Annotated in this window: 24 protein-coding genes, 1 tRNA gene and 7 pseudogenes; 13 read left to right on the forward strand and 19 right to left on the reverse strand. The window is 56.1% G+C overall.

Annotation, left to right across the window (positions count from 1 at the left end):
* Positions 1 to 22 precede the first annotated feature (22 nt).
* Complete coding sequence (locus CPH89_RS26225; RefSeq protein ID WP_053255891.1) at positions 23 to 1,246, forward strand: ATP-grasp domain-containing protein; 1,224 nt, start codon at positions 23 to 25, stop codon at positions 1,244 to 1,246.
* Positions 1,239 to 2,489 (forward strand): MFS transporter, encoded by a 1,251-nt coding sequence (locus tag CPH89_RS26230; protein ID WP_053255890.1) that lies wholly within the window; start codon positions 1,239 to 1,241, stop codon positions 2,487 to 2,489. Before CPH89_RS26225 ends, CPH89_RS26230 begins: the two co-directional genes overlap by 8 nt.
* Positions 2,490 to 2,726: 237 nt before the next feature.
* Here the strand turns inward: CPH89_RS26230 and CPH89_RS26235 are convergent.
* Together CPH89_RS26235 and CPH89_RS30700 are read right to left on the reverse strand one after the other, a co-directional pair.
* A pseudogene (locus CPH89_RS26235) lies at positions 2,727 to 2,898 on the reverse strand (IS5/IS1182 family transposase); the annotation flags it as partial.
* Between the two features lies 1 nt (position 2,899).
* Positions 2,900 to 3,049: pseudogene (locus CPH89_RS30700) on the reverse strand (DNA polymerase V subunit UmuC); the annotation flags it as partial.
* Between CPH89_RS30700 and CPH89_RS26245 the strand changes: the two are divergent.
* Positions 2,978 to 3,682 (forward strand): tyrosine-type recombinase/integrase, encoded by a 705-nt coding sequence (locus CPH89_RS26245; protein ID WP_420376782.1) that lies wholly within the window; start codon positions 2,978 to 2,980, stop codon positions 3,680 to 3,682. The pseudogene CPH89_RS30700 and the gene CPH89_RS26245 overlap by 72 nt on opposite strands.
* A 220-nt stretch (positions 3,683 to 3,902) precedes the next feature.
* On the opposite strand, the gene CPH89_RS26250 is transcribed toward CPH89_RS26245, so the two are convergent.
* The 6 genes and pseudogenes from CPH89_RS26250 to pvdQ all read right to left on the reverse strand — a co-directional run bounded on the left by CPH89_RS26250 (position 3,903) and on the right by pvdQ (position 10,627).
* Positions 3,903 to 4,940 (reverse strand): GGDEF domain-containing protein, encoded by a 1,038-nt coding sequence (locus tag CPH89_RS26250; RefSeq protein ID WP_053255889.1) that lies wholly within the window; start codon positions 4,938 to 4,940, stop codon positions 3,903 to 3,905.
* A 175-nt stretch (positions 4,941 to 5,115) separates the two neighbouring features.
* Positions 5,116 to 5,481, reverse strand: a pseudogene (locus CPH89_RS30995) (methyl-accepting chemotaxis protein); the annotation flags it as partial.
* Positions 5,482 to 5,715: 234 nt separating this feature from the next.
* A pseudogene (locus CPH89_RS31000) lies at positions 5,716 to 6,384 on the reverse strand (PAS domain S-box protein); the annotation flags it as partial.
* Between the two features lie 96 nt (positions 6,385 to 6,480).
* Positions 6,481 to 7,371, reverse strand: coding sequence for a MerR family transcriptional regulator (locus CPH89_RS26260; RefSeq protein WP_053255887.1), 891 nt, complete (start codon positions 7,369 to 7,371; stop codon positions 6,481 to 6,483).
* A 690-nt stretch (positions 7,372 to 8,061) separates the two neighbouring features.
* Positions 8,062 to 8,135, reverse strand: a tRNA-Cys gene (locus tag CPH89_RS26265).
* 212 nt (positions 8,136 to 8,347) lie between these two features.
* Positions 8,348 to 10,627 carry a bifunctional acylase PvdQ gene (gene pvdQ / locus CPH89_RS26270; RefSeq protein ID WP_053255886.1) on the reverse strand — a complete coding sequence of 760 codons (2,280 nt, stop codon included), beginning with the start codon at positions 10,625 to 10,627 and terminating at the stop codon, positions 8,348 to 8,350.
* A 237-nt stretch (positions 10,628 to 10,864) separates the two neighbouring features.
* Here pvdQ and CPH89_RS26275 point away from each other — a divergent pair, with 237 nt between their 5' ends.
* Positions 10,865 to 11,257 carry a hypothetical protein gene (locus tag CPH89_RS26275; RefSeq protein WP_053255885.1) on the forward strand — a complete coding sequence of 131 codons (393 nt, stop codon included), beginning with the start codon at positions 10,865 to 10,867 and terminating at the stop codon, positions 11,255 to 11,257.
* 27 nt (positions 11,258 to 11,284) lie between these two features.
* Here the strand turns inward: CPH89_RS26275 and CPH89_RS26280 are convergent, their stop codons facing one another.
* A complete protein-coding gene (locus CPH89_RS26280) occupies positions 11,285 to 11,479 on the reverse strand; it encodes a hypothetical protein (protein WP_053255884.1) in 195 nt (64 codons plus the stop codon).
* Between the two features lie 172 nt (positions 11,480 to 11,651).
* Here CPH89_RS26280 and CPH89_RS30470 point away from each other — a divergent pair, with 172 nt between their 5' ends.
* On the forward strand, positions 11,652 to 11,789 hold the full coding sequence (locus CPH89_RS30470; protein ID WP_167422764.1) for a hypothetical protein: 138 nt from the start codon (positions 11,652 to 11,654) through the stop codon (positions 11,787 to 11,789).
* Between the two features lie 48 nt (positions 11,790 to 11,837).
* Here the strand turns inward: CPH89_RS30470 and CPH89_RS26285 are convergent, their stop codons facing one another.
* Genes CPH89_RS26285 through CPH89_RS26305 form a run of 5 tightly spaced genes read right to left on the reverse strand, consistent with a single transcriptional unit; the run spans position 11,838 to position 16,253 of the window.
* Positions 11,838 to 12,587 carry an ABC transporter permease gene (locus tag CPH89_RS26285; RefSeq protein WP_167422781.1) on the reverse strand — a complete coding sequence of 250 codons (750 nt, stop codon included), beginning with the start codon at positions 12,585 to 12,587 and terminating at the stop codon, positions 11,838 to 11,840.
* Between the two features lie 17 nt (positions 12,588 to 12,604).
* A complete protein-coding gene (locus tag CPH89_RS26290) occupies positions 12,605 to 13,804 on the reverse strand; it encodes an ABC transporter substrate-binding protein (protein ID WP_053255882.1) in 1,200 nt (399 codons plus the stop codon).
* Complete coding sequence (locus CPH89_RS26295) at positions 13,791 to 14,594, reverse strand: ABC transporter ATP-binding protein (protein ID WP_053255881.1); 804 nt, start codon at positions 14,592 to 14,594, stop codon at positions 13,791 to 13,793. The genes CPH89_RS26290 and CPH89_RS26295 overlap by 14 nt, the downstream gene beginning before the upstream one ends.
* A complete protein-coding gene (locus CPH89_RS26300; protein ID WP_053255880.1) occupies positions 14,591 to 15,652 on the reverse strand; it encodes an acyl-CoA dehydrogenase family protein in 1,062 nt (353 codons plus the stop codon). The genes CPH89_RS26295 and CPH89_RS26300 overlap by 4 nt, the downstream gene beginning before the upstream one ends.
* A 40-nt stretch (positions 15,653 to 15,692) precedes the next feature.
* Positions 15,693 to 16,253 carry a carboxymuconolactone decarboxylase family protein gene (locus CPH89_RS26305; protein ID WP_053255879.1) on the reverse strand — a complete coding sequence of 187 codons (561 nt, stop codon included), beginning with the start codon at positions 16,251 to 16,253 and terminating at the stop codon, positions 15,693 to 15,695.
* A gap of 102 nt (positions 16,254 to 16,355) precedes the next feature.
* On the opposite strand from CPH89_RS26305, the gene CPH89_RS26310 reads away from it, so the two are divergent.
* The gene (locus CPH89_RS26310; protein WP_053255878.1) at positions 16,356 to 17,261 is read left to right on the forward strand and encodes an AraC family transcriptional regulator; all 906 of its coding nucleotides are present in this window, start codon (positions 16,356 to 16,358) and stop codon (positions 17,259 to 17,261) included.
* Positions 17,262 to 17,289: 28 nt separating this feature from the next.
* On the opposite strand, the gene CPH89_RS26315 is transcribed toward CPH89_RS26310, so the two are convergent.
* Complete coding sequence (locus tag CPH89_RS26315) at positions 17,290 to 18,222, reverse strand: LysR family transcriptional regulator (protein ID WP_053255877.1); 933 nt, start codon at positions 18,220 to 18,222, stop codon at positions 17,290 to 17,292.
* A gap of 117 nt (positions 18,223 to 18,339) precedes the next feature.
* Between CPH89_RS26315 and CPH89_RS26320 the strand changes: the two genes are divergently transcribed.
* The 7 genes and pseudogenes from CPH89_RS26320 to CPH89_RS26345 form a co-directional block, all read left to right on the forward strand.
* Positions 18,340 to 19,335 (forward strand): aldo/keto reductase, encoded by a 996-nt coding sequence (locus CPH89_RS26320; protein ID WP_053255876.1) that lies wholly within the window; start codon positions 18,340 to 18,342, stop codon positions 19,333 to 19,335.
* A 143-nt stretch (positions 19,336 to 19,478) separates the two neighbouring features.
* A pseudogene (locus tag CPH89_RS31005) lies at positions 19,479 to 20,564 on the forward strand (cache domain-containing protein); the annotation flags it as partial.
* 390 nt (positions 20,565 to 20,954) lie between these two features.
* Positions 20,955 to 21,473 (forward strand): annotated as a pseudogene (locus CPH89_RS31010) (methyl-accepting chemotaxis protein); the annotation flags it as partial.
* Positions 21,474 to 21,567: 94 nt separating this feature from the next.
* Positions 21,568 to 22,026 (forward strand): SRPBCC family protein, encoded by a 459-nt coding sequence (locus tag CPH89_RS26330; RefSeq protein WP_053255874.1) that lies wholly within the window; start codon positions 21,568 to 21,570, stop codon positions 22,024 to 22,026.
* A gap of 82 nt (positions 22,027 to 22,108) precedes the next feature.
* Positions 22,109 to 22,555, forward strand: a complete 447-nt coding sequence (locus tag CPH89_RS26335) for a DUF411 domain-containing protein (RefSeq protein ID WP_053255873.1) — start codon at positions 22,109 to 22,111, stop codon at positions 22,553 to 22,555.
* 3 nt (positions 22,556 to 22,558) lie between these two features.
* The gene (locus tag CPH89_RS26340) at positions 22,559 to 22,999 is read left to right on the forward strand and encodes a YqaA family protein (RefSeq protein ID WP_053255872.1); all 441 of its coding nucleotides are present in this window, start codon (positions 22,559 to 22,561) and stop codon (positions 22,997 to 22,999) included.
* Between the two features lie 123 nt (positions 23,000 to 23,122).
* Positions 23,123 to 23,875: pseudogene (locus CPH89_RS26345) on the forward strand (alpha/beta fold hydrolase); the annotation flags it as partial.
* A 95-nt stretch (positions 23,876 to 23,970) separates the two neighbouring features.
* On the opposite strand, the gene CPH89_RS26350 reads toward CPH89_RS26345, so the two are convergent.
* From CPH89_RS26350 to CPH89_RS26360, 4 genes are all read right to left on the reverse strand, one after another.
* Complete coding sequence (locus CPH89_RS26350; protein ID WP_096236881.1) at positions 23,971 to 24,267, reverse strand: hypothetical protein; 297 nt, start codon at positions 24,265 to 24,267, stop codon at positions 23,971 to 23,973.
* A gap of 394 nt (positions 24,268 to 24,661) precedes the next feature.
* Positions 24,662 to 25,042 (reverse strand): hypothetical protein, encoded by a 381-nt coding sequence (locus CPH89_RS26355; protein ID WP_096236884.1) that lies wholly within the window; start codon positions 25,040 to 25,042, stop codon positions 24,662 to 24,664.
* Positions 25,043 to 25,106: 64 nt separating this feature from the next.
* Entirely contained in the window at positions 25,107 to 25,412 is a 306-nt protein-coding gene (locus tag CPH89_RS30285) for a hypothetical protein (RefSeq protein ID WP_145963500.1), read from the reverse strand.
* A gap of 439 nt (positions 25,413 to 25,851) precedes the next feature.
* Complete coding sequence (locus CPH89_RS26360; protein ID WP_096236887.1) at positions 25,852 to 26,553, reverse strand: recombinase family protein; 702 nt, start codon at positions 26,551 to 26,553, stop codon at positions 25,852 to 25,854.
* Positions 26,554 to 26,577 lie beyond the last annotated feature (24 nt).

Raw genomic sequence — 26,577 nt, forward strand, 5'->3', positions numbered from 1 at the left:
TATTTTCCAGGAGAGACCTGTGATGCGTCGCTTAATTATGATCGGTGGTTGGACAGAAATTTATGTAAAAGCCAAGGCGTGTGGCTTCCATCTGACCGTCGTACAGCAAAAAGAAGATATTACCTTCGAAGACTTTCTTATCGCGGATCAAATTATTTCCTCTCCCATGGGCGAAAAAGTAGTCGTCGACCTGGTTGAGACGCTGCACCGGCGGGAAGCTTATCACGCGGTCGTTTCCTTTCAAGAGTTTGGCCTATTGAACGCAGCGCTGATTCAGGAACGGCTGGGCATTTTGGGCAACCCTATTGGCCCGGTTTTATTAACGCGCGACAAAGGGCATATGCGCGCGCACATGAAGGCAAACGGCATACCATCGATTCCATTCGCAACCGTTAACAGCCCTGAAGAGGTGATCGCTTTTGCACAGCAGTGCGGATGGCCCATCATCATCAAGCCGGTGAACGGTGCGGGGAGTCTACAAGTGCACAAACTGTTTTCAGAAGATGAAGTCGTGCCAGCCTATAACGCGATCAAACAGGATTTTTTGACCACCGATTTAATTAAATACGACTTTCCTGACATCGGGATCATCGCGGAAAAGTTTATCGAAGGGCCAGAAGTCAGCGTCGAGGCTATTTCCTGGGACGGTCAGCACACGATACTAGGCGTCACCGACAAAATCACAACCGGCTATCCTGGTTTTGTAGAGACCGGGCATAGTATGCCCTCGGCACTTGCCCCTGAAAAAATTGATGCCATTAAACGGCTGACTATCTCTTTCCTGACCTCCATTGGTCACCTGTATGGTCCCTCTCATTCGGAAATCATCTTTTCGGAAACGGGGCCCGTCATCGTCGAGTCTCATACACGCACGGGCGGCGACCGCATTTTTGAAATGACCGAGTTAGCGTGTGGCGTCGACATGTTTACCGCTACGCTTCAAGGCTTGTCTGGGGCATTCCCAGACATTCAAATGACTAAAACCAACGGGGCCGCTATTCGGTATCTGTCGTTGCCGACTGGCCGGGTGACGAGCATTTCAGGGCTGGATACCGCTCACCAATCGCCTGGCGTCGTCAGGTGCGATATCACGGTTAAGGCGGGAGACATCTGCAAACGCCCTCAGAACTCAGATGAAAGGGCTGGGTACATTCTTGCGAACGGGGACAGTGGACCGCAGGCCATTGAAAATGTGATGCGAGCCTTAGCCAAGGTCACGGTTGAAGTGGAGCGCCTTAATGCTTAGCTTGCTCTCGCTCATTGCCGGCCGCGAATTCAGGAAATACATAGCCGCGTCGATATTAACCGCCATTGGCAGCGGCATGTATTTCGTTGCCATTTCTTGGTACATCTACACAACCTCTGGCTCCGCAATGGCAGTCGGTTGGGTGTTGATCGTTTCTTCATTGCCGGGTTTGTTGTTTTCACCGTGGATTGGGGTGCTGGTTGACCGGTGGAACGTTCGATCCATTTGCATAGTGGCCGATTTTGCGCGTGCGCTGATTTTGCTGTTCGTTGCGGTTTCGATGTACTACGGGGTATTGGGGCTCACAGCAGTTTACCTGGCGACCTTTCTGATCGCGCTGTGTGAGCACTTTTTCCAACCGGCCGTGGGGGCGTTGATACGCGATATTGTCCCGAAGGAGCGCCTGCTTGAGGCCAATGTTTCGAGCAGTATGAGCATGCAAATCGGTTTGCTCATTGGAGCAAGTATTGGCGGCTTTTTAGTTGCACTTTTCGGCACGCAATATGTGGTAATCATTAACATCATTTCCTTTTCCATCTCTGGTGTCCTTACCCTATGGATAAAACACACGCCCGCAATCAAACATGCAGTCGAAAGGTTAGTCACGCCCGGCGCCATGAGAGAGTTTTATGACGCGATTCGCTATGCGATTGGCACACGTTTTGTAATTGGGCTGGCGCTCCAGCAGATGTTTATTTATGTAACGCTTTCTGTGTGCAATACACTTCTGCCAATTTTCGCTGATAGAGAGCTTTCAGCGGGTGCCCAAGGGTTTGGGTTAATTGATGCCGTGTGGGGAATGGGTGCCATCTGTGGCGGTTTTTCACTGACCTATCTTGTGAAAAAAATACACGCTGAGTGGTTTGGCGTGTTCGGCCTAGGTGCGATTTCCTTTTTGCTGTTTGTTTTCTTGACGGCAAACAGTGTCCCTCAAGCGGCGGCTGCTTATTTCCTGTTAGGCGCATTTGTCGTCATGATTCGGGTCAATTCAGACACCCTTATTGCTACAGGCGTAGAGCCCTCGCAGTTTGGAAAAGTCAAAGCAGCCATTTCGATGTTTATCTCTTATGTGAGCCTGATTGCTTACGCCGGTGTGGGTTACCTGGGAGATATAATGTCTGTTCGTTGGATTTATTTCATATTGAGCGTAGTTATTTTATGCTCCGCGCTGGGAATGACATGGAAAAACATATTAAAAGACAGACACTTGTTATTGATGGATAAAATCAACAACGCTAATTAAACCGTCTAAAAAACTAAACCTTTAGTCTCTGGACTGGCCGCTATCAAATCGGATAATTGCACTGCGTTAATTTGATTCCGCTGCAAACTCATAAGGACGGTCTGAAGTACCCACCGATTTTTGATGCCCTCACGACTTGAGGCTCAAAAAATCATAAATCGGCGAAAATCAGACCTTTCTTTTCCTTATTCCACGGTTCTTCCCTTTGGTTGCGGTAGGGATGACAGTTACTGGGCGCTTGATCACGCGAAACGGATGCTCAATCTTCGCCCGCACCTGCGCTTTCGCGTATTCGATCTTGCGTAGCATGCGCCTGATCAGACTATTTTTTGCGTGCTTTTTATAGCGGCTTGACCGGGGCGGCAATCGACCAGGTCATCTTGCGATTCTGATGCTCTGGACTGTTGGCGCATCGCCTCGATCAGGCTCATTACGCGCTCGCTCATGTCGCCATACAGCGCGTAATTCGAGGAGAACGGGACAATGCCGTGCTGCTTGAGCTTGCGCTTGATCTGGAAATACGGCTCACCCATCTTGATAAAGGGCTTGGCATCGTAGCTACCATAGCGCGTGAGTGGGGCCTTACTGACAAAGCCAATCCTTGCTTTGGCGTTCGACGCAACAAGGAAAAGCCACGGGACTATTATGCCGGTGAAACTGTATGGAACGCGGTATACGCGGAGGCGGCACAGGAGCTCAGGGACGCGATGGATCTGGCCTACCTAACCGGCCAACGTCCCGCGGATGTACTCAGAATTGCTGCCACCGACGTGAACAACGGTTTCTTACAGATTGGCCAGGGCAAGACCGAAAAACGCCTACGTCTTCGCTTGGAGGATGCAGGCGTACAGTCCGGGCTGAGCGTCTTTATTGAAGACCTGCAGGAACGTAGAGCAATCAATGGTATTCGGACCTCAACCTTGATCACCAATGCGTCTGGACTTCGAATGAGCCAGCAGATGTTGCGCAATCGGTGGGACGACGCACGGGAGAAGGCAGCGATCAAAGCTGCGGCTGATGGCGACCCGGCATTGGCCACGAGCATTCGACAATTTCAGTTCAAGGACATCCGGCCGAAAGCAGCTAGCGAGATCGAACTGACGCACGCTAGCCGCCTATTAGGTCACTCCACAGAAGAAATGACCAAGAAGGTATATCGGCGAGTCGGCGAAATTGTGAGGCCGACGAAATGACCCATTGCTACCTATACCAAGGCAGAAAACGACCCAAAGCAATCACTCAGCTACTGGCTCCCACGATGTCGTCGCGACCGGTCAGGAACCGCAGAAAGTTTTCAGCATCAGAACGAATCAGGAACATCACAGTGAAAGTGCCTAGCGTCAACAAGCAGCAAGGGGGAGACTCTATATCCTCGAACACGATTTTCACAAATGTCCTCCCGTCAAGGGTTAATCATGTAGTCCCAAGAAGTGTCTGACCGACCCGTCTTCCATTTTGAAATACCCTATCCTTGCCATCATGCTTGGCTTTATACATATTACTATCCGCGCATTTGAGCACTGCTGACATGTCAGATGCTGCGGAGAATTGCGCGATCCCCGCGCTGCAGGTGTATTGATGCGGATGCAAAACACTGCCGCGGATATTTGCTAATAAGTGTATTACGTATTCATGCGCAACGACATCATTGTCGCCCAGTAGTAAGACACCAAACTCCTCACCACCAATTCTTCCAACATTGTGGCTGCCTGGGGTGAGTTTTAGGCAAGCCGCCATGGCGCATAAGATCTTATCACCAATATCGTGACCATACTGATCGTTCTTCTGCTTGAAGTTATCAATATCCAACATAATGAAATATCCGTTGTGACCTTCTGCCAATACACGTTGAAATGTATCCATGAAGGCACGGCGGTTAAGTATACCGGTGAGAAAGTCCGTTTCCGCCAATGTTCTGAATTCGCTCTCCTTTACCAGAATTGAGCGCATGTTTCTCAAATACGTAAAACTAAGTATAGTGCCTATAGATATGGAAGCGATAATAAAAATTCCGAGGTAGACCTCCAGCCCACTATACAAACCGAGATCCAGCGATGGCCACAACACTGCCCAGACTAGAGCTGCGGATAACAAATAATCCTGCACAGTAATAAATAGAATTGCACTACTCACTACTATAATCACAGCAAGCGAAAGTGTGAATATGCGCAACTCCACATGGGACGCAACTACATTTCCAAAACCCAACGACAATAACAAAACATAAACGCCGCCGAGAACTCTCCACCCCATAAAGGATGCGGTTTTACGATGAATCTGCCACACCGATAAAAGAGTAATTGTGACGGCAGTGTTTGGCAGATTCAGCGTAGTTTTAGGATCAATCAACAAAACAACTATCCAAGCAACCAGCCCTGCCAATTCAATTTTGGTTACTGCCGGTGATAGTAAGGTTCGCAACCTTGATCTGATCTTGAAAATCGCCGGCATCCTAAACTCCGTTTTCGAAACTACCTGGATATTCAATGTCAGGATGACAGCTCATCCTTGACGCACATTTTTCTCTACTACGTTCGTTCTTATCAATCTCAAAAATAACGCACGTAACAATTGCGGCGCCTGCAATCTATAATCAGGAAGCATTAGTGCGCAGCACATAGACAGCTCAATCCAGGTCGCTAGTTACCCTACCAACTGCTTTCACGACTTGCTCAGCGCCAAGCTGGATAGCAGCCATTGCCATGCCTGCCTGCTCGGATAATTCCAGCAAAACGTCGGCCTGGTCTCGGCTACATTGAACGCGCAATGCGGCTTGACCAGCCAATTCACGATTTTGAAGGACCACATCTGTAATTTCTTGCGTTGCTAAACTGGTGCGGCCTGCGAGTTTACGCACTTCATCCGCCACCACCGCAAAACCTCGTCCGTGCGCACCTGCTCGTGCCGCTTCTATAGCAGCGTTAAGCGCCAAAAGATTTGTCTGGGTAGCGATGGACCCAATGGTGTCCACTATGGAACCGATCAATTGTGACTGCGATTCAAGGGCGGTCATGCTGTCGGTTATTGAGGCCATCTGTTGTGCAATAGTTTGCGTACCGAGAATCGAATCTGCGACAAGGTCGATGCCCCTCTTAGCTTTTATGTCGGTGTCCACCGACACGTCGTGAGCCATAGTGGCGGCTTGCTTGACTCCATCGGCTTTCTCAACTTGCTTGGTCACTACGCTGGCGAATTTGGCTATTTTATAAACCCGGCCGGAAGCGTCCTTGATGGGATTGTAAGTGGCCTCCAGCCACACCACTTTGCCGCCTTTATCAACCCTGCGAAAGCGCCCAGCGTGAAACACGCCTTTGTTTAATGTCTTCCAGAACTCGGAGTACTGCGGCGAAGCGACGTCCTCAGCCAAGCAGAAAATACGGTGATGCTTGCCCTGTAACTCCGCAACACTATACCCCATAGCTTTTAAGAAGGACTCGTTGGCATAAATGACTTCCCCTGATAGGTTGAATTGAATTATCGCCATTGAACGATTCAGCGCACTAAACATTTCAATAGACTCCTGCTCGTCCTGTCCTAGGGGAGGAGCAACAATGCCGTAGCCTTGAAAAGTTTGGTTTGCTGCTGTGATCCAACCGACACTAAGTGCAACAGTGCGGCCATCGGCGGCGCGATAGAGTTGCTGTTCGATGATGCGCAGGCTTGGCACGAAATCTTTGAGCGGCTGATCTATTATGTCGCTCACTAACATTTTCGACAGCGCTTCCATCGAATATCCTAGCGTCTCTGCAAACTGCTGATTGGCTGAGATAATTCGCCCTGCTCCATCAATATGTATTGAAAGAAATACCGATTCGATGGCAGCGAGCGTACCGCGCAACTCTGCTAATTCCTCTTGACAGTCAAAAAGAACGCTCTTGATTCGACGATTAAACATACTGACATCCGGTAGGATTTCGTTCAAAAAAGGACAAGATTCATGTATAGAAATTTTGTGAGAAAACGACTAAAACGCAGTGCACAATCATAAGGTTCAAATCTTACACATTAGCATATCGACAGGATTTCTCCCATCCTCGTGTTCAGCAACGCCCAATTGCACACTTACGCGAGAAATTGAGAGGTATATTGACATAGCCCGCCTCATCAATTCGACAAATGCCGGACTTAATTCAATTTGGCGCTTATTACATTTGAAGTAACCCCGTATCTCTCCTTCTTTGATCATGCGCCGCATATGCGTTTTTGAGACGCCTAAGTGCGACGAAATTTCAACATAGGACGAGACGTTGTATCCGGTTTCTAGAGACCCGTTACGCAGGGCATCGGTATAAAGCGCAAGCATCGGCAAGTGACCGCCGTCCCGATTGAGAATCCATTTTGCTTCAGGCAAGATCTTATCGAGCAGGAAATCTGATTCAAGAATTTTTGCAAATCCACGAGCAAAAAACCGTAATAGATTCGGCGACCTTCCTAATCCGGATAACGAACTATCGTACGGAAAAATCATCTGCGCAGGGAGTAAACACGATTTGATCAACCGCGTGGCTTCGCACAACGTTTTATCAGTGGGTTGGAAACTACGCTGACGTCCGTCATGAACGTGTATCTGAACGCCCATGTATCCACTTAAAACTAAAAATGAGAAATAAGTGTCCAGGCTGTTGCGAGACATATAACCTCGTCTCTGGCAAAAATCCTTAACCTTGGACAATGGGACCTTTTCATCTTCATAGCTAAAACTCAGCAAAGATAGGGCCACCATAAATCTGTCATACTTCAAAAGATTTTTATAAAAATAAGGTTTTTCTCGATAACTTTCCATTATCAAATCAAAATGTAGAAGAACAGCTTCGTCTATATCGGCTCGCGTCATTTCGGAACTGGTCTCTTTAATATACTCAAGCAGATCAGTTATGTTCATCTACTCAAGAAAACCTCTTAATAATAATTAGGCAAATTGCTACTCGCAGTGTTCGGAGTATATACGTATTCCAACGGCTGGCTGATTCACCCCAAAAATGTTTTTATGGCCTTGCATCGCCTCCAATGCGTTCGGCTGGGCGCACATCAGATCGACTCGTATCGCTAGTGCTGCCTATCGAAAGGCCATGATCGCCCAAATGTGCCGCACGCCGTAATCAGAGCTATCATTGCGCGTTCAACACCGCCATTCTCTAAAGAAAGTGGCACAAGCCCATGGAATACGTCGGTTGCGCTACCTTACTCGCACCATTAAACATCCAACCCATACGTAAGAATAGAAGACGACGAAACTCAATTCGCTCAGCTCTACCAGGTTGTAGGGAATGTCTACTTGATGTGCCATTGTTACGGAGTGACACGCAAATCGAGTGCCGTTTGTGGAGCGTTCGATTGACTTCTATTGCCGCCGAAGGTCGCTAACCTCAGCATCTGGCCGTTAGTGGATGCTCAGCCTTAGTCACGAGCACAATCCCGCGTCCATTCGAGCAGAGATATGCTGATAACTGCGCCTGAAATTCGCGGATAAAAAGGCATCGTTGCGGAAGCGATGCAAAAAATTGCGGAAGCGATGACCAAATTGCAGCCAATAAAAAACCCCGTAGACGTTAATCTACGGGGTTTCTAAGAGTGGAGGCCGAGGTCGGAATCGAACCGGCGTAGGCGGATTTGCAATCCGCTGCATAACCATTTTGCTACTCGGCCTCAAACGATCAATGTCATTACCATCAACATTCACCGCATAAAAACTTGAGTGGGCTATAGAACCCTGCCTCTACTCTAACTCATTGAATACATTGAAGTTTTTAATGCTTCGTTGCGTTCGATGGGCGCCATTATGTACTCATTTGCTTTTTGCTGCAACCCCTTGATTTCAAAAATATTTCGTATTGGCATCAAGGGGTTGCGCACCTGCCCTACTCCTTGATGACGTGCTCATGGTACTGCGGGTCGGCCTTTATCTGGGCTTCGGTGAAGGGCAGTCGGCGCAGTTTTTTCTCGGAGAAGGCTTGAGCCTGGTCCTTCGAGTGTTTCGACGCGGGATTGCTGGATTCGGAGAATGCCAACACGCCCAGGGCTTGGGGGCCTTGGTCGTCGAAGGTGACGATTTGCAGGTAGCTGGTGCCGCTGACCACTTCACGTTTGCCGTCGGCACGCGGCACGCTTTGCATGGCGTTGTAGATGCCCAGTTGCTGCGGGCCACCGTGCATGGGGGTTTGGCCGGAGATTTGGATGTCGCCCCAGCGGCTCAGGCCGTGTGTGCTGACGTCGGCGGTGGAGGCCAGCATGGCTTCGCGCAGGGCGTTGGCGACCGGCTCGCGCTCAATGGCCAGGCCGCGTGGCGTGGTCAAGGGGTGTGCGGGGTCGAAGGCGACGCGCCAGGCGTCAGGGATTTGCTGCAGGTGTTCGACCAGGTTGATGAAGTGCACCAGGCCGATACCGCTGTCGAGGTTGGCGTGCCGGTCCCAGGTTTTCAGGCCGGTGCACAGTGGTTCAAGCGCAGCCGCGTCAGCGCCCAGGTGCTTGGCGCAGAATTCAAGCAGGTCGGGCATCACCAGGCCCGCGAGGTACACCTCGTTGTCCATGACCATGTCTTGCAGGTCGGCCACGCTGATCGGTTGTTGTTCCAGGGATTGCAGGCGCTGCACGGCAAATCGCGCACGGGGGCCGAGGCCGATGTGGTCCTGGCTGATCACCGGGGAGAAACCGCTCAATGGCGCCTTGGGGTTGACCATCCACGCCGAGTCGTTGGCGTGTTGCACATAGTCGGTACGCTGCAATTGCGGCAGTTGGTCGGCCGCGAAGATGCCCGGTTGCGCCGCGCGCGGGTCGATGTCCCAGGCACAGGCGCTGCGGGCGCCGTCGAGCATGATCAGTTGCAGGCCGGCGCGAGGATCGCTGCATTGCGCAAGTTTGGCAGCGCTGACGTTGGGCACCACCGACAGGTTCATGTACAGGCTCTGGCCCTGGTCATCGGCAGCCAGGGTGTTGACCCACGGGATACCTTGCAGGGTGTGCACCGAGGTTTGCAGCGCCTTGAGGCTGCCGGCGCGGTTCACCGCGTCCCACTGTTGCAGCACGCGGTCATTGCCCAGGTTGGCATCACGCAGGCTGAACGCGTAGTGGTTGTCCCAGTCGAGTTTGCCGGGCCACTGCACCACCGGGCCGAATTGCGAGCTGTAGACCGTATGGCTCACACTTTTGACGCTGCCGTCGGCTTGTTTGACCTGCACCTTGACGGAGGTCTGGTCGAGGGGAATGGACTTGCCATCCAGCACATAGCGCGTGGCATCCTTGGGGTCCAGGGTGAGGCGATACAGCGTGAAGTGCTTGGAGGTATCGACCGTGTGCGTCCAGGCCACATGCTGGTTAAAGCCGATGTTGATCACCGGCAAGCCGGGCAACGCGGCGCCCATCACGTCCAATTGGCCGGGGATGGTCAAGTGCATTTCATAAAAGCGCATGCCACCGGCCCAAGGGAAATGCGGGTTTGCCAACAACATGCCGCGACCATTGAACGAACGGTCACGGCCTACGGCCACCGCGTTGCTGCCCCTGTCCAGGGTGAAGCGCTGCTGGTGGGCGGCAGCCAGTTCAAACGCTTTGGTGTTGGACGGCACGCTGGCGGTGGCTTGAGGCGGTGTCGCGCCGACCAAGGCTTCGGCGAATTGGCCGACACCGCCTTCAACCAACAACCTGCGCGTCAGCTTGACCAGGTCTTCAACGTTCAAGGGCCTTACCCACGCCGCCTGGCACTGCGCCGGCGCACCCTGCTCTTTAAGGTAGCGGTTGTAGCCAGCCACATAACCTTCAATACGCTGCTGAATCTGCGGCGGCTGCGCCTTCCAGAAAGCGGCAACGGCTTGCGGCGTATTCAGCCAGGTGAAAAACACATCACTGGCGAGGTTGTTACGCGCTTCCAGGGTCGACTGGTCGGGGCCGAAAAACCGTGCACGCTCACCGTTCACCGTGACCACTTCATTGGCCAGCAGGCACAGGTTGTCCTGGGCATAGGCGTAACCGATGCCGTACCCCAGGCCGCGCTCATCCGAGGCGCGAATGTGCGGTACGCCGAACGTGGTGCGGCGAATATCCGCCGAAGTCTGTGCCACTGACTCGCGCGCCGATGCGGCAACGCTCAACCCCAGCAACAGTCCCGCCACACACGCCCTGGACAACCCGTTGGAAATAATCACGCAAACCCCACAGTCAAATTGAACACCCTCACAGGGGGCTATTCCCCCCACATAGGGACGCAGACAGCCGGGAATAATTTAGACGTGAGCATGTTTATTGGCGGCGATTGACGTGTGACAAACAGGATACCGACAAATTTTCTACATGAAGGACTTCATGATTTCCGTGGCTGGTTCGTCTAATTAACCAAGAGCGCCATCATTTTCCTGATCAGGCTCTGATAAGGAGTTTTTCGCATGTACAACTCGCACCTGCCCACGGACGGACCTTCACCGGCGGCCGACGCCAATTTTGGCGGCGGCGCACACGCGTTCGGCAAAGCGCCGGGCAAGCAGCCCGAGCAACAGGGCAACCAGCGTATTCGCCACTTGCTCAAGTGTTTCGGTTTGCGCACCAGCCTGATTCGGCTCAAGGTCATCGACGCCCTCCTCACCGCTGCCGACAACCAACGCACCCTCGGCGTGCGTGGCGTGCACAGCCATTTGCTGGCGCTGGGCATTCCGTTGTCGTTTCTAAGCGTGCGTGAGGTCCTCAAGCGCCTGTGCGCCGAGGGCGTGATTACCCTCAATGAAGATAAAAGCTACAGCCTCCATGCAGAGGCCGCCAAACTCCTCAACGGGCACGCCTGACGCGCTTGGCCGAATCGCCTGGCGGACTCAGAAGTTAGGCTTGACCTTGCGACGCATGATGCCGTTGATCACGACCACAGTGACCGCCACGGCGATGGCAATGTACTGGAACGTTTTCTCGCTGATGACGCCGGTGTTCTGCAGGTAGGACAGGCCAAACATCGTCCCCAGTACCACCAGAGAAATCAGAATCGAATATTTCAAACGTTGTTTTTGGGTCATGACGGGGTCCTGAAGCTGATAAATGTATCCACTGTGTATCGCCGAGCATGCCAAGCGCATACCCGGTAACGGGGATGGCGCGGGGTCGGCAGGGTCCTATGTTACAGGCGCTGAAAATTTTTGGCTTGTTCCACGCCTGATTGAACCTGTCGGTACTTTAGAGGATTTCAAAATGCTCCGTCGAATCACCCTGCTGATTCCATTGCTGATCATGCTGAGCATGAGCGGCTGCTTCTTTTTCCCCCACGGCGGTGGCGGTGGCTGGCACGACCACCGCTATGACGATGGCCACGGCTACGAACGCCGCTGATAGCCTGTGAGTCTCGCTTTGCATTGCGCAAAGCGAGACCCTTGCCGTTCAGCCGGCGTGCACCCATCGCTGGTGCAGCCACCGCGCAAACGCATCCAGGGCAAACCCCAATAGCCCGATCAACAGCACCATCGCCATCAACTCCGAATAGGCCAGGCGATCACGCGTGTCGAGAATGTAATACCCCAACCCGGCACTGACCCCGAGCATTTCGCACGGCACCAACACAATCCACAGAATGCCGATGGCCAGGCGCACGCCGGTCAGCACATGCCCCACTACGCCGGGAATAATCACCCGCCGCAAGGTTTCCCAGCGCGTCGCACTCAGGCTTTGACTCAACTGCAGCCACCGCGGGTCCAACTGCCGCACGCCCGCGGCCGTATTGAGCATGATCGGCCACACAGCGGCAAACGCCAGCAGGAAGTAAATAGGTGAGTCACCCACGCCCATCAACATCACCACGATAGGCATCCAGGACAGCGGCGAGATCATTCGCAGAAACTGAAAGGCCGGCGTGGTGGCCGCCTCCAGGTTGCGCGAACTGCCCACCAGCAAGCCCAGTGGCACCCCCACCAGTAACGCGAGAAACAACCCGACGAAAATTCGCTTGAGGCTAACCGCGATGTGCAGATAGAGCTCACCGCGCCCAAGCAATTCCCACAGGCTGCTCAAGGTCGCCGCCAGCGAGAAACGTGCCGACAGGCCATCGGCCGCGCCAAACACCTTTACCCCCAGCCACCACAGCACCAGCAAACCTGCCAGGCCGCTTATTCCGAGCAACCAGCCAGGCCATATGACGGTTTTGCCGTTGTTCAAACGCCAATCTCCTCGTGCCGCTCGTAACCGTCCGGCAGGCCGAAGGTCTGCATGCCACCCACCGACTCGATCGCCTGACGGACAAAACGGTCGTCGACCAGGTCTTTGGCCACGAAGGCCGGGTCCAGATCGGCGAGAAAGCGCTTGTCGCCTTCGATCAACGTGTCCTTCAAGCGCCGCACCAGTTCCTCGGTGTAGCTGGGGAACGGATAAGGTTGGAAGTCGATGCGGTGCTCATCCCAGTTGGCGTGCTGGATCGCGCCGTCGGCGAGGTAAGCGGCGCGGTCGGCAGCCGCCGGCGCGAGGACTTTGCTCAATACTGGTTCAGCATGCGGGGTGTAGCGGTTCGGTCCGTCCTTGGACAGCAGTTTCACCGCCTCTTCGCGGTTATCACGCGTCCACACCTGGGCCTTGACGATGGCATTCACCACCTTCTGCGACCATTCCGGGCGGTTGGTCAGGTCATGCTCGTGCATGAACACCACGCAGCACGCATGGTTGCGCCAGACGTCACCGGTAAATCGTTGCACACGCCCGACCTTGAGGTTTTCCGCCAGCGCGTTGAACGGCTCGGCGACGATATAGCCATCGATGCGTTTGCTGGCCAGGGCCGGCGGCATGTCGGAAGGCGGCAGCACGATCAGGTTGACTTCATTGGCCGCAATCTCAGTACCGGCAGCACGTGTCACGGGCGTCAGGCCGTTGTCGCGGAACAACTGCTGCACCACCACGTTGTGAATCGAATACCAGAATGGAATCGCCACCGACTTGCCGCCCAGTTGCTTCACCTCGGTAATGCCTGGCGACACGGTCAAGCCGGAGCCGCCGACGTGGTTCCAGGCCACCACTTTTGCCGGGACTTTGCTGCCGTAGCGTGCCCACACTGTCATCGGCGAGAGCAGGTGAATCACGTTGACCTGCCCGGAAATAAACGCCTCGATCACCTGGGCCCAACTGCGCAACAGCACAGGGCGCTCGGCCTTGATGCCCTCGGCTTCGAACAGGCCGTTGTTGTGCGCAACCAGCAGCGGTGTCGCATCGGTGATCGGCAAGTAGCCGATCCGCACCGGCGCATCCGGCTCGCTGGCGGCGCGGGCGTGCAGGCTGCTCAGCAGCGGCATGGCACCGGCGGCACTGAGCACGGCGGACAGTTTGAGAAAGTCACGGCGCGAGTGAGTGAGGTCATCCAGACACATGTGAGAACTCCGGTTGTTCAAGAGGGTTGGGTTGAGGGCGGCTCGCCTGCCGTAAGGTTTTCAGAATCTCGATACGCAGTGCGCCGATGGCCTCCACCTGTTCCTCGTGCGGTTGCGGCAGGTCGATGTGCCATTCGCCCAGGGTCCGCGCCGGGCGGTTACCCAGTAGCAGGATGCGGTCGGAAAGCAGCAACGCCTCATCAATATCATGGGTAATCAGCACCGCCGCCGAACCTTGCTCGCGGTTGACCTTGAGCAACAGGTGCTGCATGTCGGCGCGGGTGACTTCATCGAGTGCGCCAAAGGGTTCATCCAGCAGCAACACTTGCGGTTGCCGTGCCAGGCAGCGGGCCAACGCCGTGCGCTGGGCCATGCCACCAGACAACTGCGCGGGGAACTGCTGACGCGCATGTTGCAGCCCGACCGCCGCGATAGCGTGGTCGACGCGGCGGCGGCGCTCTTCGGGACTCAGCTGCGGTTGGCGGGCGAAATCCAGGCCGAAGGCGACGTTCTTTTCCAGACTCAACCAAGGCAACAGGCTGGGGTCCTGAAAGGCTACCGCGACCCTTGGGTGCGGCCCGTTCAAAGGCTCGCCCAGCACCTGCACTGTGCCGCCCTGGGGCGTCTGCAAACCGGCCAGTACGCGCAACAGGCTGGATTTGCCGACGCCACTGGGCCCGAGGATCGACACCACTTCGCCAGGCCGCAATTGCAAGTCGAACCCTTGCAGCACCGGCCCGCTGGCGTAGCCCAGGCAAATCCCCTGAGCACTCAATACCATCGGTGTCATAGATTGGCCTGTCGCTGCAACTCGGTGCGCAGTTGCACCAGGCTTGGCGTGACAATCGGCACAAAGGCCGACTCGCGCCAGCGCCGGGCAAAGCCGCTGCCGTGTGCGGTGAGGTACGCCTTGCCGCCGCTCGCCTGCAGTTCAAGTTGCACGGCGCTGGCGGCTGTTTCTGCCAGGGCAATACGCAGTTTGAACAGCGGCACCGGCTCTGCCGCAAACCGTCCGGCCAGCAACCCCTTTTTCAACTCGGTGACCAGATGGTCCAGCGTTACCCGCAAGGCCTCCAACTCATCACGCAACACCGTGCGGCTCGCGCCCAGGTGGTTGGCCACTTCCGCCAGCGAACGGCGCGCCAGGCCGATGGACATGCCACATTGCAAGCCCAGGAACGCCGGGCGTACTGCCGGCAAAAATTTGCGCGCGTCTTCATGCAGCAACCAGTCACGGCTCAGCTCGACGCCTTCCAGCCCCAGTGCCGCCGTGTTGCTCGATTGCAGCCCCATCAGCTCCAGGTCGCGGGAACGCTGCAACCCCGCCACCGAATCGGGGATCGCCAGAATAAACGGCGCGCCGCCACCGGCCTGCTCGATCGCCGCCGCCGCAACAAACCCGTTCTTGCGCAGGTTGGTCACCCAGTGCAGGCGACCGTTGAGGGTCCAGCCGTGGTCGTTCGGCTCGGCGCTGATTTGCAGTGCCTCGATCCCCGAGAGAAACTTCATTGCATTCGACAGCCCCGTGGCGCCGGCCAGTTTGCCGCTGAGCAAGTCCGGCAGCAGCTGCTCGCGCAGCCGCTCATTCGGGCTCTGCAGCAAATACTCGATAAAGGATCGCTGGCCCCAAAAGACAAATGCGGCCGCCAGGGAATGGCTGGCGACATTGGCGATGGCGTCCACCGCACCGGTTACATCGCCGCCCAGCCCGCCGAGTGCTTTCGGCACGCCGATACGCAATACATTCGCGTCTGCCAGCCGTGGCAGCACTTCCTGTGGATCGCAACTGCCCACATCCAGGGCCTGCGCTTGAACATCGAGCCAACGGCTCAAGATTGGGTCAAGCATTCGTGTTTCTCCTTGTTACTGCAGGTGGACCATCGCCCATTCAGCTTGCCGGTTTTTCCCAACGGTATTGCGCCAACTCCGGGTTCAACGGGGTACGGGCAAACACGTTAGCGAAGTTGCACAACGTTGCCAGGCTCACCCCTAAAATAACTTCCAGCGCCTGGCCATCGGAGTAACCGGCGGCACGGAATGCCTCGAAGCCGGCATCGCTGACATCGCCGCGGGTGGCGATCACTTCACGGGTGAAGGCGGCGAGTGTCTCATACCGGGCATTGGGCAATTCACCGCGCTGGCGCAACGCATCAATGACGTCTTCCGGCAGCTTGGCTTTGTTGCGGGCAACGGCTGTGTGGCCGGCGACGCAGAAATCGCAGCCGTGGGTGGTGGCGGCAATCAGTTGCACCACTTCGCGGTCGGCCAGGCTCAGTTCAGACTTGGCGTTGAGGCCGGACACCGTGATATAGGTTTCCAGCGCGGCCGGTGCATTGGCCAAGACGGCGAGCAGGTTGGGGATGAAACCCGAGCCCTTGAGGGCGTTTTCCAGGAACGGCTTGGCCGCTTCAGGTGCGGTTTCAGGGGTCAGCAACGGTACGCGGGACATGGAGTGGTCTCCTCATGGGTTGATGGCTCCAGTCTGTTGGTTATAAAAAATCCCCTCAATAGGCTAAAGTAGCGATTACTTGCTCTTGAGTCTTTACGTTAGATGAATTCGTCCAGTGCTCTCGTCGATTGGTTATTAGACAGCCTTGAGCTCAACACCAGTCTGTTCCACGTCGGGCGCTATTGCGGCGACTGGCATGCAAGCACCCATGGCCTGGCCAGCGCGAGTTTCCACTTGATTGTGCAAGGCCAGTGCTGGCTGCATATCGACGGAGAATCCGCCCCCCAGCACTTGAACAATGGCGATGCGCTGTTTCTGCTGCGCGACCTTGAATATCGGCTGTCCGGCGAAGCCACGGCGCAGGGCGCGCAGGAATCTCCACGCCGTGCGATGCTGGCGCTGGATAACGAGGCCAGCGATGGCGTCGGGCTGGTCTGCGGTTTCTTCCACTTCCATTCCGGCCTGTCGGCGATGATTGTCGACACCCTCCCCGCCTGGATCATCCTGCGTGCCGGCGACCCCTCGTTGACCGCCGCGCGCAACCTGTTCGACCTGATCCTGCAAGAATGCCAGCGCACGCCCGCGCCTTCCTCGGCGTTGCTTGAACGTCTTTGCCACTTGTTGTTTCTGTATGTGCTGCGCCAGCAAGTGCTCGACAACACCGCCCTCGGCGGCCTGGCGGCATTGGGCCGGCAGCCGGCATTTGCGCACTTGCTGGAACAGCTTATCGCTCGCCCGGCTGAGGCCTGGACCCTGGAAAGCATGGCGGCCTGTACCGGGCTGTCGCGCTCGGCGTTTTTCAAACGGTTTAACGAGTTGTGCGGCCGCTCGCCCGGCCAGGTGCTGTTGATGATGCGCATGCGCCATGCGTGCCAGCTGTTCAAGCAAGACCAGACGGTGGCGGAGGTCGCGCTGGCGGTCGGCTACCAGTCGGTGGCCGCGTTTACCCGCGCATTCCACAAAGTAACCGGGCAACAACCGGGGGCCTATCGCAAGGCTCAGGCCTAGCGTTGCAAGCCATTACCCGGCCGCAACGTCACTGCTGGCTTGTCTGATCCTGGCGCTGCAGGCCGGTGCCGGGCTGACTACACAGGTCGACCAACCAATCCACGAATACCCGCACCCGTTGCGACAACTGGCGGTGCGGCGGGTACAGCGCGGTGAGTGCCATGGTGGGTACTGGCAGCTGTGGCAGCACCGGCACCAGCGTGCCCTTGGCCAGTTGCTGCATGGCGTGATAGTGGGGAGCCTGGATCAGGCCATACCCGGCTTCGCACGCGGCGAAATACGCGTCGGAACTGTTGACTGCGACGACCTTCGCCAGGTTGACCACGCGCAACTCGCTGCCAACCTGAAACTCCAGGCCGAAGCGTTTACCACTGGCACTGGAAACGTATTCGACCATCTGGTGATGGGCCAGATCGTCCAGGCTCGCGGGCACGCCCATGCGCGCAAGGTAATCGGGGCTGGCCAGCGTGAGCTGATCCATCACCGCCAGCGGCCGCGCCACCAGCGACTCGTCCAGCGCCAGGCCACCGCGCAGCACGCAATCCACACCTTCACGGATCAGGTCCACCGGGCGGTCGTTAAGGCCGATTTCCAGTTCGATCTGCGGGTAGCACGCGGTAAACGTCGGCAACGCGGGGATCACGATAAGCCGGCCGATACCGGATGGCATGTCGATGCTTAACGTACCGCGCGGGTTCTGACGGCGGTTGGAAAACACCGCCTCGGTTTCTTCAAGGTCCGTCAGCAACTGCACACAGCGCTGGTAATACGCCGCGCCGTCCGGGGTCGGATTGACTTGCCGGGTGGTGCGCTGCAACAACTGCACGCCGAGGTGTGCCTCCAGTTGTTTGATCATGATCGTCACCGAGGCACGCGGCAGTTGCAGGCTGTCGGCGGCCTTGGCGAAGCCGCCCAACTCAACGATTCGGGTGAAGACGCGCATGGCGTTAAATCGGTCCAAAGCTGGGTAAACTCCAGGGATTATTTAGAAAATCATAATAGTGATAGCGGTTTTAGCCGCTTTATCCCTGAGTTGTCGAGGAGAACAATGGGCCTTTCCCATCAAGGAGCTCCCCCGATGCACACTCGTCAACTTGGCAAGAATGGCCCTCACGTCTCCGCCATCGGCCTCGGCTGCATGGGCATGACCGATTTTTACACCACCGGCAGTGATACCCAGGAAGCGCTTGCGACCCTGCACCGCGCCCTTGAGCTGGGCGTCACCTTGCTGGACACCGCCGACATGTATGGCCCCTGCACCAATGAAGAACTGATCGGCAAAGCCATCGCCGGCAAACGCGATCAGGTGTTCCTGGCCAGCAAGTTCGGCTTTGTGCGCGACCCGGCAAACCCCGCGGCACGCGGTGTGAATGGTCGCCCTGAGTACATCCGCACGGCGATTGACGGCACCTTGAAGCGCCTGGGCGTAGACACCCTGGACCTTTACTACCAGCATCGCGTGGACCCCGAGGTAGCCATCGAAGAAAGCGTCGGGGCCATGGCCGAGTTGGTCAAGCAAGGCAAGGTGCGTTACCTGGGCCTGAGTGAAACCTCGGCCGCCAGTCTGGAACGTGCCCACAAGGTGCACCCGATCAGCGCCTTGCAAAGTGAATACTCGCTGTGGAGCCGTGACCAGGAAGACAACGGTTGCCTGGAGGCGTGCCAGCGCCTGGGCATCGCCTTTGTGCCCTACAGCCCACTGGGGCGCGGTTTTCTCACTGGCACCTTGAAAAGCCAGGAGGACTTCGCGGCCGACGACTATCGCCGCTCCAGCCCACGGTTCCAGGGCGAGAACTTCGCAAAAAACCTGCTGCTGGTGGATAAGGTGCGGGCGCTGGCCGCCGAAAAAGGCGTGACGGCCGGGCAATTGGCATTGGCCTGGGTACTCGCCCAAGGCGATTACCTGATCCCGATCCCGGGCACCAAACAGCGCAAGTACCTGGAAGAGAACGTGGCGGCCGTCGACATCGTCTTGAGCCCTGCCGAATCGGCAGCGCTGACGTCGATCTTCCCCGCCGGCGCGACGGCCGGTTTGCGCTACAGCGAAGCCTCGATGGGCCTGGTGAATCAGTAGCCGTCGGGCCCCGGGCGCCCGCGTGTGGGGGCGCCCGATTTTTCTTGCACCATGGTACCTAAAGGTCCGCCTTACCAAGCCGATAGCCCGATGAAGCTCTAACAAAGCCGCGTCGATAATAAACGCTTCGTAAGGACGACCTCATGCCCCCAATTCGCTCCATTCAAACCCGCTATACCCTGTTTCTGGTGCTGTTCGTCCTGGTGCTATTGGTGCTGACGGTGGTGGGTATCGGCCAGTTGGTGGCCCCCAAGCTACGGCTAACTGAAGAGCAGGTGGTGCTCAACCGCGTCGCTGAGGTGGCCGAACAGATCAAGGGCGAGCTGAACAAGGTCCAGGCCCAGCAACGCAGCATCACCCAAACCATCCCTCTGCTCGACAGCGATGCCATCGACAAAGTCCTGCCCGGCCTGGTGGACCAGTACGGCGAGCTGAAAGTATTCGGCGGCGGCATCTGGCCGCTGCCTAACCAACGTACGCCAGGGCGCAACAAGCACAGCACGTTCTGGCACCGCGATGCTTCGGGCAAGCTGGCCGTCAATACCTTCTGGAACAGCGACGCCGCGCCTAATTACTACGACCAGAGCTGGTACAAAGGCGGCCTCGCCTCGCCGCGCGGGCAATGCGCCTGGGCCGCCGCCTATAAAGACGATGCCAGCCAGGAGCCGCGCACCAATTGCGCCATGGCGATCCAGCGTGACGGCGCCGCGTATGGCGTCGCCACCATCGACGTGACACTGGGGTTCTTCAATGACCTGGTGGCCAACAAAGAGAAAGACATCGGTGGGCAGATGCTGATCGTTGAAGGCGACGGCAAGATCATCAGCAACAGTTCACGCATCAACAGCCCGGTGGTGTTGAAGAACATCAGCGAACTGGCCGGCACCTCGGCGTTTGCCGCTCAGGTCAGCAAAGCCCTCGCTCATCGCGACCAGGGGCTTCAACGCGCTGAGTTCGACAACCAGGGCGTGGCCAGCACCTTCTACCTGCGGGCGATCGAAGGCACCCCTTGGTTCCTCGCCACCGCCCTGCCGACGGCGCTGATCACGGCCCAGCGCGATGACGTGCTCGGCAGCCTGGCCATGCTGCAAATTCCCATGGTGCTCCTGCTGGTGCTGCTGGCGTTCTTTGCAATCCGCCAACTGGTGCAGCGCATGAAGACGCTGAAAACCAATATCGACGCGCTGTCTGCCGGCGATGCCGACCTGACGCGCCGCATTACCATTCGTGCCGAAGATGAACTGGGCGCCATCGGCCACTCGGTGAACCACTTTATCGTCTACTTGCAGAACATGATTGGTGAAGTCACCCAGGCCACGGGAGCCATGTCTTCGGGCCTTGAGCAGCTGCAAAAAACCTCGGCGCACACCAACCAGATCCTGGTACGCCACGCCTCGGAGACCGACCAGACCGTCACCGCCATCACCGAAATGAGCTCGACCGCCGACACCGTTGCGCAAAACGCGGCGGAAACCGCCTCGTTCACCCAGCGCGCCAACGAGCACGCCGACCGCTCTCGCGTGGTTGTGGGCGAAGCGTCCAGCAGCGTCAGTGCCCTGATCGGCGAAGTCGCCAGCGCGACCCACACCGTCGAAAACATGCGCCAGGATGCTGCGCGTATCACCGAAACCCTTGGCGTCATCGGCGCGATTGCCGGCCAGACCAACCTGTTGGCACTCAACGCCGCGATTGAGGCTGCCCGCGCCGGCGAGCAAGGCCGCGGTTTTGCGGTAGTGGCCGACGAGGTCCGGGCACTGGCCGCACGTACCCAGGCCAGCACCTCACAGATCAACGAGATGCTGGCACGCCTGACGACCGGAGTTAGTTCGTCGGTGGCCGCCATGGAAAACACCCAGGCCAGTTGCCAATCGGCGGCGGATGCTACGGCGCGGGTCAACACCGGGCTTGACGAAATGGCGGGGTCGGTCAGCCATATCAACAACCTCAGCACCCAGATCGCCACGGCCGCCGAGCAGCAAAGCGCAGTGACCGAGGAGATCAACCGCAGCATGGTGCAGATCCGACATATGGTCGACGAGTTGGTGGAAAGCGGCCATGCCACTGAAACCAATACGCAAAGCCTGTTGAATGCGAATGGCCGGGTGATTGCGCTGATGAGTCGCTTTAAAGTCCGTTGATCAATTGCCTCAGTACTCCCGTGCAAAGCGCGGGAGTCGGACTATTCTGACAGCTGCGATAGGGTGCCAATACTCGCCACACAGGAGGTGTGTCATGCACGCTGCTGAGCCTTCGGTCCGCTTAGAACAGATCAGTCAGGAATGCTTTATTCAGGCGCCTCCCGAGGTCGTCTACGACTATGTGACCCAGCCTGATCGCTGGCACGAATGGCACCCCTCGTCCCTCAGTGCCGACACCGGCACCACCGGTTCGCTTGCGGTCGGCGCGCGCTTTAGCGAAATCATCGACTTGCTCGGCGTGCGCGTCCCCATGAGTTATCGCGTGCAAGTAGCCTGCCGCCCCAGTGAATTCAAAACCGTCTTCACCTCCCTGGCCGTCGACGGCACCATTCACTATGTCTTACAGGCTGACAGCGGCGGCACCCGGTTCAAGCGCGTGTTGACCTACGAGACCGAGTTGCAGCTTGCCACCTTGCATGAACGCATGGTCGCCCTGTCAGCCATTGCGCTGGACCAGCTCAAACATCGGTTGGAAAACACTGCCTTCGTATAATTTTGAAACATTACAACCGCGTCCTGCTGGAAAAAGCAGGGAGAATGCCCGGCTTATTGCCCTGCATTCAGTGAGACATCCCATGAAAACCACCTTGCGCCTGGCCCTGCTTTCAGCCCTGTTCACCACCACCCTGGCGCAGGCCGCCGACCTAATTGCCATTGACGTCCATCGCGACGCCAACTGCGGCTGCTGCAAGAAGTGGATCAGCCACCTGGAAAGCAACGGGTTCAAGGTCAATGACCATGTGGAAGCCGACATGAGCGCCGTCAAGCAGCGCCTGGGCGTAGCGCCGCGCCTGGGCTCGTGCCATACCGCGGTGATCGACGGCAAGTTCGTCGAAGGCCACGTGCCCGCCGAGCAGGTACTGGCCCTGCGCAAGCGCGACGACTTGCTGGGGATTGCCGCGCCAGGCATGCCCATGGGTTCGCCGGGCATGGAAATGGACGGCATGAGCGATGCCTATCAAGTCATCGGCCTGACCCGGGAAGGTCAAGACGTGGTGGTGGCCGACTACCCGGCCCGTTGATTGATGCTCGCCGGTTACCTGGGGCTATTTTTCGCCGCCTTCGGTGCGGCCACGCTGCTGCCAATGCAATCGGAGGCGGTGCTGGTGGGCCTCTTGATCAGCGGGCATTACAGTGTGTGGGGGCTGCTGTGCATCGCCACCGTCGGCAATGTACTCGGCTCGGTGGTCAATTGGTGGCTGGGGCGCTCGGTTGAGCGTTTTCAGACGCGGCGCTGGTTTCCGGTCAGCCCACGGCACCTGGAAAAGGTCCGCGTGCATTACCAGCGCTGGGGGCATTGGTCGTTGTTGCTCAGTTGGGTGCCCATCATCGGTGACCCGCTGACCCTGGTGGCCGGGGTCATGCGCGAGCCCTTCTGGCGCTTCCTGCTGTTGGTTACCGTTGCAAAAGGCGCCCGCTACGGCGTGCTGGCCCTGCTGACGGTGAACCACCTGGCAGCCGCATAACCCGGCTTGAATGCCTCTGACGGATCGCTGGCGCAGCGCCGGCCTATCTCGCTGCGCTGCGTTAATCCTCGCTTAATCCCCTCGCCACAGCATCCGGACACTGTTGTTTTCGGAGCCTGACCCATGACGCTGATCCGTTCACTGTGCGCTGCCGGCCTGCTGCTGGGCAGCGCCCTTCCCGCCTTCGCGGCCAGCGAAAGTCCCGCCTACGGCCCTGAACTGCAAGGGTTTCAATACCCCTACCCGGTCGAACACTTCACCTTCGAGTCCCAAGGCAAACCGTTGCAGATGGGTTACATGGATGTGCCCGCCGAGGGCAAGGCCAACGGGCGCACGGTGGTGTTGATGCACGGCAAAAACTTCTGTGCGGCCAGCTGGGACGCGTCGATAAAAGCCCTCAGCGCCGACGGTTATCGGGTGATTGCGCCGGACCAGATCGGCTTTTGCACCTCCAGCAAGCCGGATCATTACCAATACAGTTTCCAGCAATTGGCGATCAACACCCACCAACTGATTGAACATCTCGGCATTCAAAAGGCCACCCTCGTCGGCCACTCCACCGGTGGCATGCTCGCCACCCGTTACGCGCTGCTCTATCCGGCGCAAACCGAGCAACTGGGGCTCGTTAACCCCATCGGCCTGGAAGACTGGAAAGCCCTGGGCGTGCCCTACCGCAGCGTCGACCAATGGTATGCGCGCGAGCTTAAACTCAGTGCCGACGGCATTCGCCAATATGAGCTCAACACCTATTACGTCGGGCGCTGGAAGCCTGAATACGAGCGCTGGGTGGAGATGCTCGCCGGCTTGAATAAGGGGCCGGGGCATACCCAGGTCGCCTGGAACTCGGCGTTGATTTACGACATGATCTTCACACAACAAACGGCAATGTGGGGATGAATGACGGAGCTTATCCGTATGGGGCGGGACGTGCAACCTGTAGCGGGGTGTTGCGGGGATATGGGCGGTTAGCCCTACTCGTATTTCTTGCCAGTGATGACCAAGGCTGATGGCCCCCGCTGCTTCAAGAAGGTTTCAGACTCAGCACTGGTTACGCACCGGGTCTTAACTTCTATCTTCGGGTCTTTCACGTTGTTCTTCTTTGCCTCCTGCAAGATTTGCTCTGTGGTCTTCCTTTCAATCGAACTGGCGCCTGTGTAACAGCTAACCAACCCAAGATACTGTGTGTCTATCAACTTCTCTTTCTGACAATGGTCTTCATATCCTGTTGCTGAAACACAAAAACTGAACACAACATAAAAGAATCCCATCTACACCACTCCTTGGCTATCTAACAGAATGTACAGCCCTCACATCGTTGCACGTAGTGTGTCAATGGTTGGTTGTCTTCCACACTCACTATGAAAGCCACAAGCCCAAACCTAGACGCACAATTCCTCAATGTTGCGGCTGTATCCAATGCTTTGAAGCTGTACATCTCGTAAACATTTGAATCGTATCCCTTTTGAACGTACACATTGTGTGTCTGCTGGAGTGTATCCATGGCAGCTCCCTTTTCGTCAGGCTTCACAGGGTGCGAAACCTTGTGACATAGCAAACCTATCACAACCGCACACCAAGTCAACAGAAAGCGTGACACATGAGAATGAGACAGACACAAAAAAGGCCACTTATGTGGCCCTTGGGGTTTGTGAAACTCTGCAATCAATCAAACTTGGTTAGCTTGTCACGTGCTCTGATAAGGTCATTCGTCACACGTTCAAGCTCAGCTTGTAGCTGCTGCTCTTGCTCTTCAAGGTTGGTGATGAGGGTTTCAATACTTCTTTTGTATGCAGCTTCTACATCGTCCAACGTGGCAGCAGTGAGAATTGGGGCTGCTGTATGGGTTGGCGTGTGTTTCATTGTGTTATCAAAACTCTTTGAGGACTTTGGCTTCAACCAATTATTCAGCCCGCCATAGGTGACTTCTAACTCAGTGCCTTTAACACACTCATGAAAGCTCTTACGTGACTCGCCTTTGGCCTCCGCGTCATGCCATGCGGAAATGATCTTCGCCTTTACCTCTGGAGATTTTGCCTGTGCCATCGTGAAAGCTCCTGTGAATGCTGTGTGGGCAGACTGTAACACATCACATTGCACACAGGGAAGCCTACCGGGACAGACAAATAACACTCACATCACGATACCAAGGCTCACGGCTGCTCTGTTTGGTCAGAACGGCCATGCTCTCACATTCATCATGGGACATTGGGCCAAGCTCACGCTGTTTGCAGTCGAATAACCCAAGGGTGCAGGTTGTGGAACGGATTGTTGTGTCTTTCGCACCAGAAGACAGAGAAGACATGGCATAAAACAAGGCTGCACTCTTCTCTTGGGGTATTGTGTCAGCAAAGGAAGCTGCACAAAGGGAAAAGCTTAAAGCTACAGCACAAGCTAGCTTGGAAAGGATGTTCATAATGGTTACTCCTGTAAGGTTGATAGTTAGGTGAAGAAGTGTAAGCAAAATATTTTGCTCACGTAGAAATCGAGGTTGGTTGAGTGCGCGTGATGGAAAATGCACACAAGAATTCCAGCCCCGCCGCCAGAACAGAATCACTTTCAAGAGTGTTACTCAATTCACAGTCTGGAAAATAAGGTAACACACCATAGAATACTTTCTGGAATGGCTTTCCCATTTCCCGCCAAAAAATACGGCCTCATGTTTTGTGAGATGTGGCTTGCACTGGGAAATATAAGATGGAGGGTGTGTGTTACGGGGAGTTGTTAGATGGCGTGTGATGATTGGAAAAGCCGATTTCAAGCGAGAGGTATCAAGCAACACGCGAGCGCCCAAATGGGAATCGTTCTTAATTATGAAATAAGTCCGTGACCTCCTGAGAGCCTGCCCACGCTGTTTACTTCTTGAAGCTTACATCCAGAGCCAGCATCAAGCGACGTACTGTTGTAGGCGACCACAGACCGCCACGGGCTGTGTAGATACCCTTTGTGTTCAGACAGTCAGCAAGAGACTGAAGTGTGTTCACGCCTCTGTACAGACACTGCTCAACGTGTGTTCCAACCAACGTGTGGTGGGCTTCCTGCTTGACTGCTTTGACTGCATTCATGTTGGTGGTGTTGCCTTTGATACGTCCCTTGGAAAGCGCCTGTGAGCGACGTTCCACTTTAGCTAAGCTCTCTTCACAGCCACTGTCTGCACGCTCCTGTAGCGCCTTCAAGGCGTCTTTTGTACGCTGGCTGATGAATGCACGTTCCTGTTCTGCCAAGGCTGCAAACAAGTGCAGTTGAAACTTGTCAGCTTGCGGCATGGTTGCCACCTTGAAGTCAACACGCTTCATCAAGCTGGCTATGTGCTCAACGTCCCGTGACAAACGATCAAGCTTAGCCACCACCAGAGGCAAACCCTGTGCAATCGCCTTGGAGCATTCAGGACGTTCTAGGGGCGGTGTTGTACCAGAGATTGTTTCAGAGAATTCAGCTACCACTGTCCAACCATTTTGCTTGGCTGCTGTTTCAATGTACGAACGTTGAGCCTCAAGACCTAGCCCACTCTCGCCTTGACCTTTGGTAGAAACCCTGATGTAAGCAACAACGTTCATTGTCTGTATTCCTGTTTACTCTGT

The organism is Pseudomonas fluorescens (assembly GCF_900215245.1).
GTDB lineage: Bacteria > Pseudomonadota > Gammaproteobacteria > Pseudomonadales > Pseudomonadaceae > Aquipseudomonas > Aquipseudomonas fluorescens.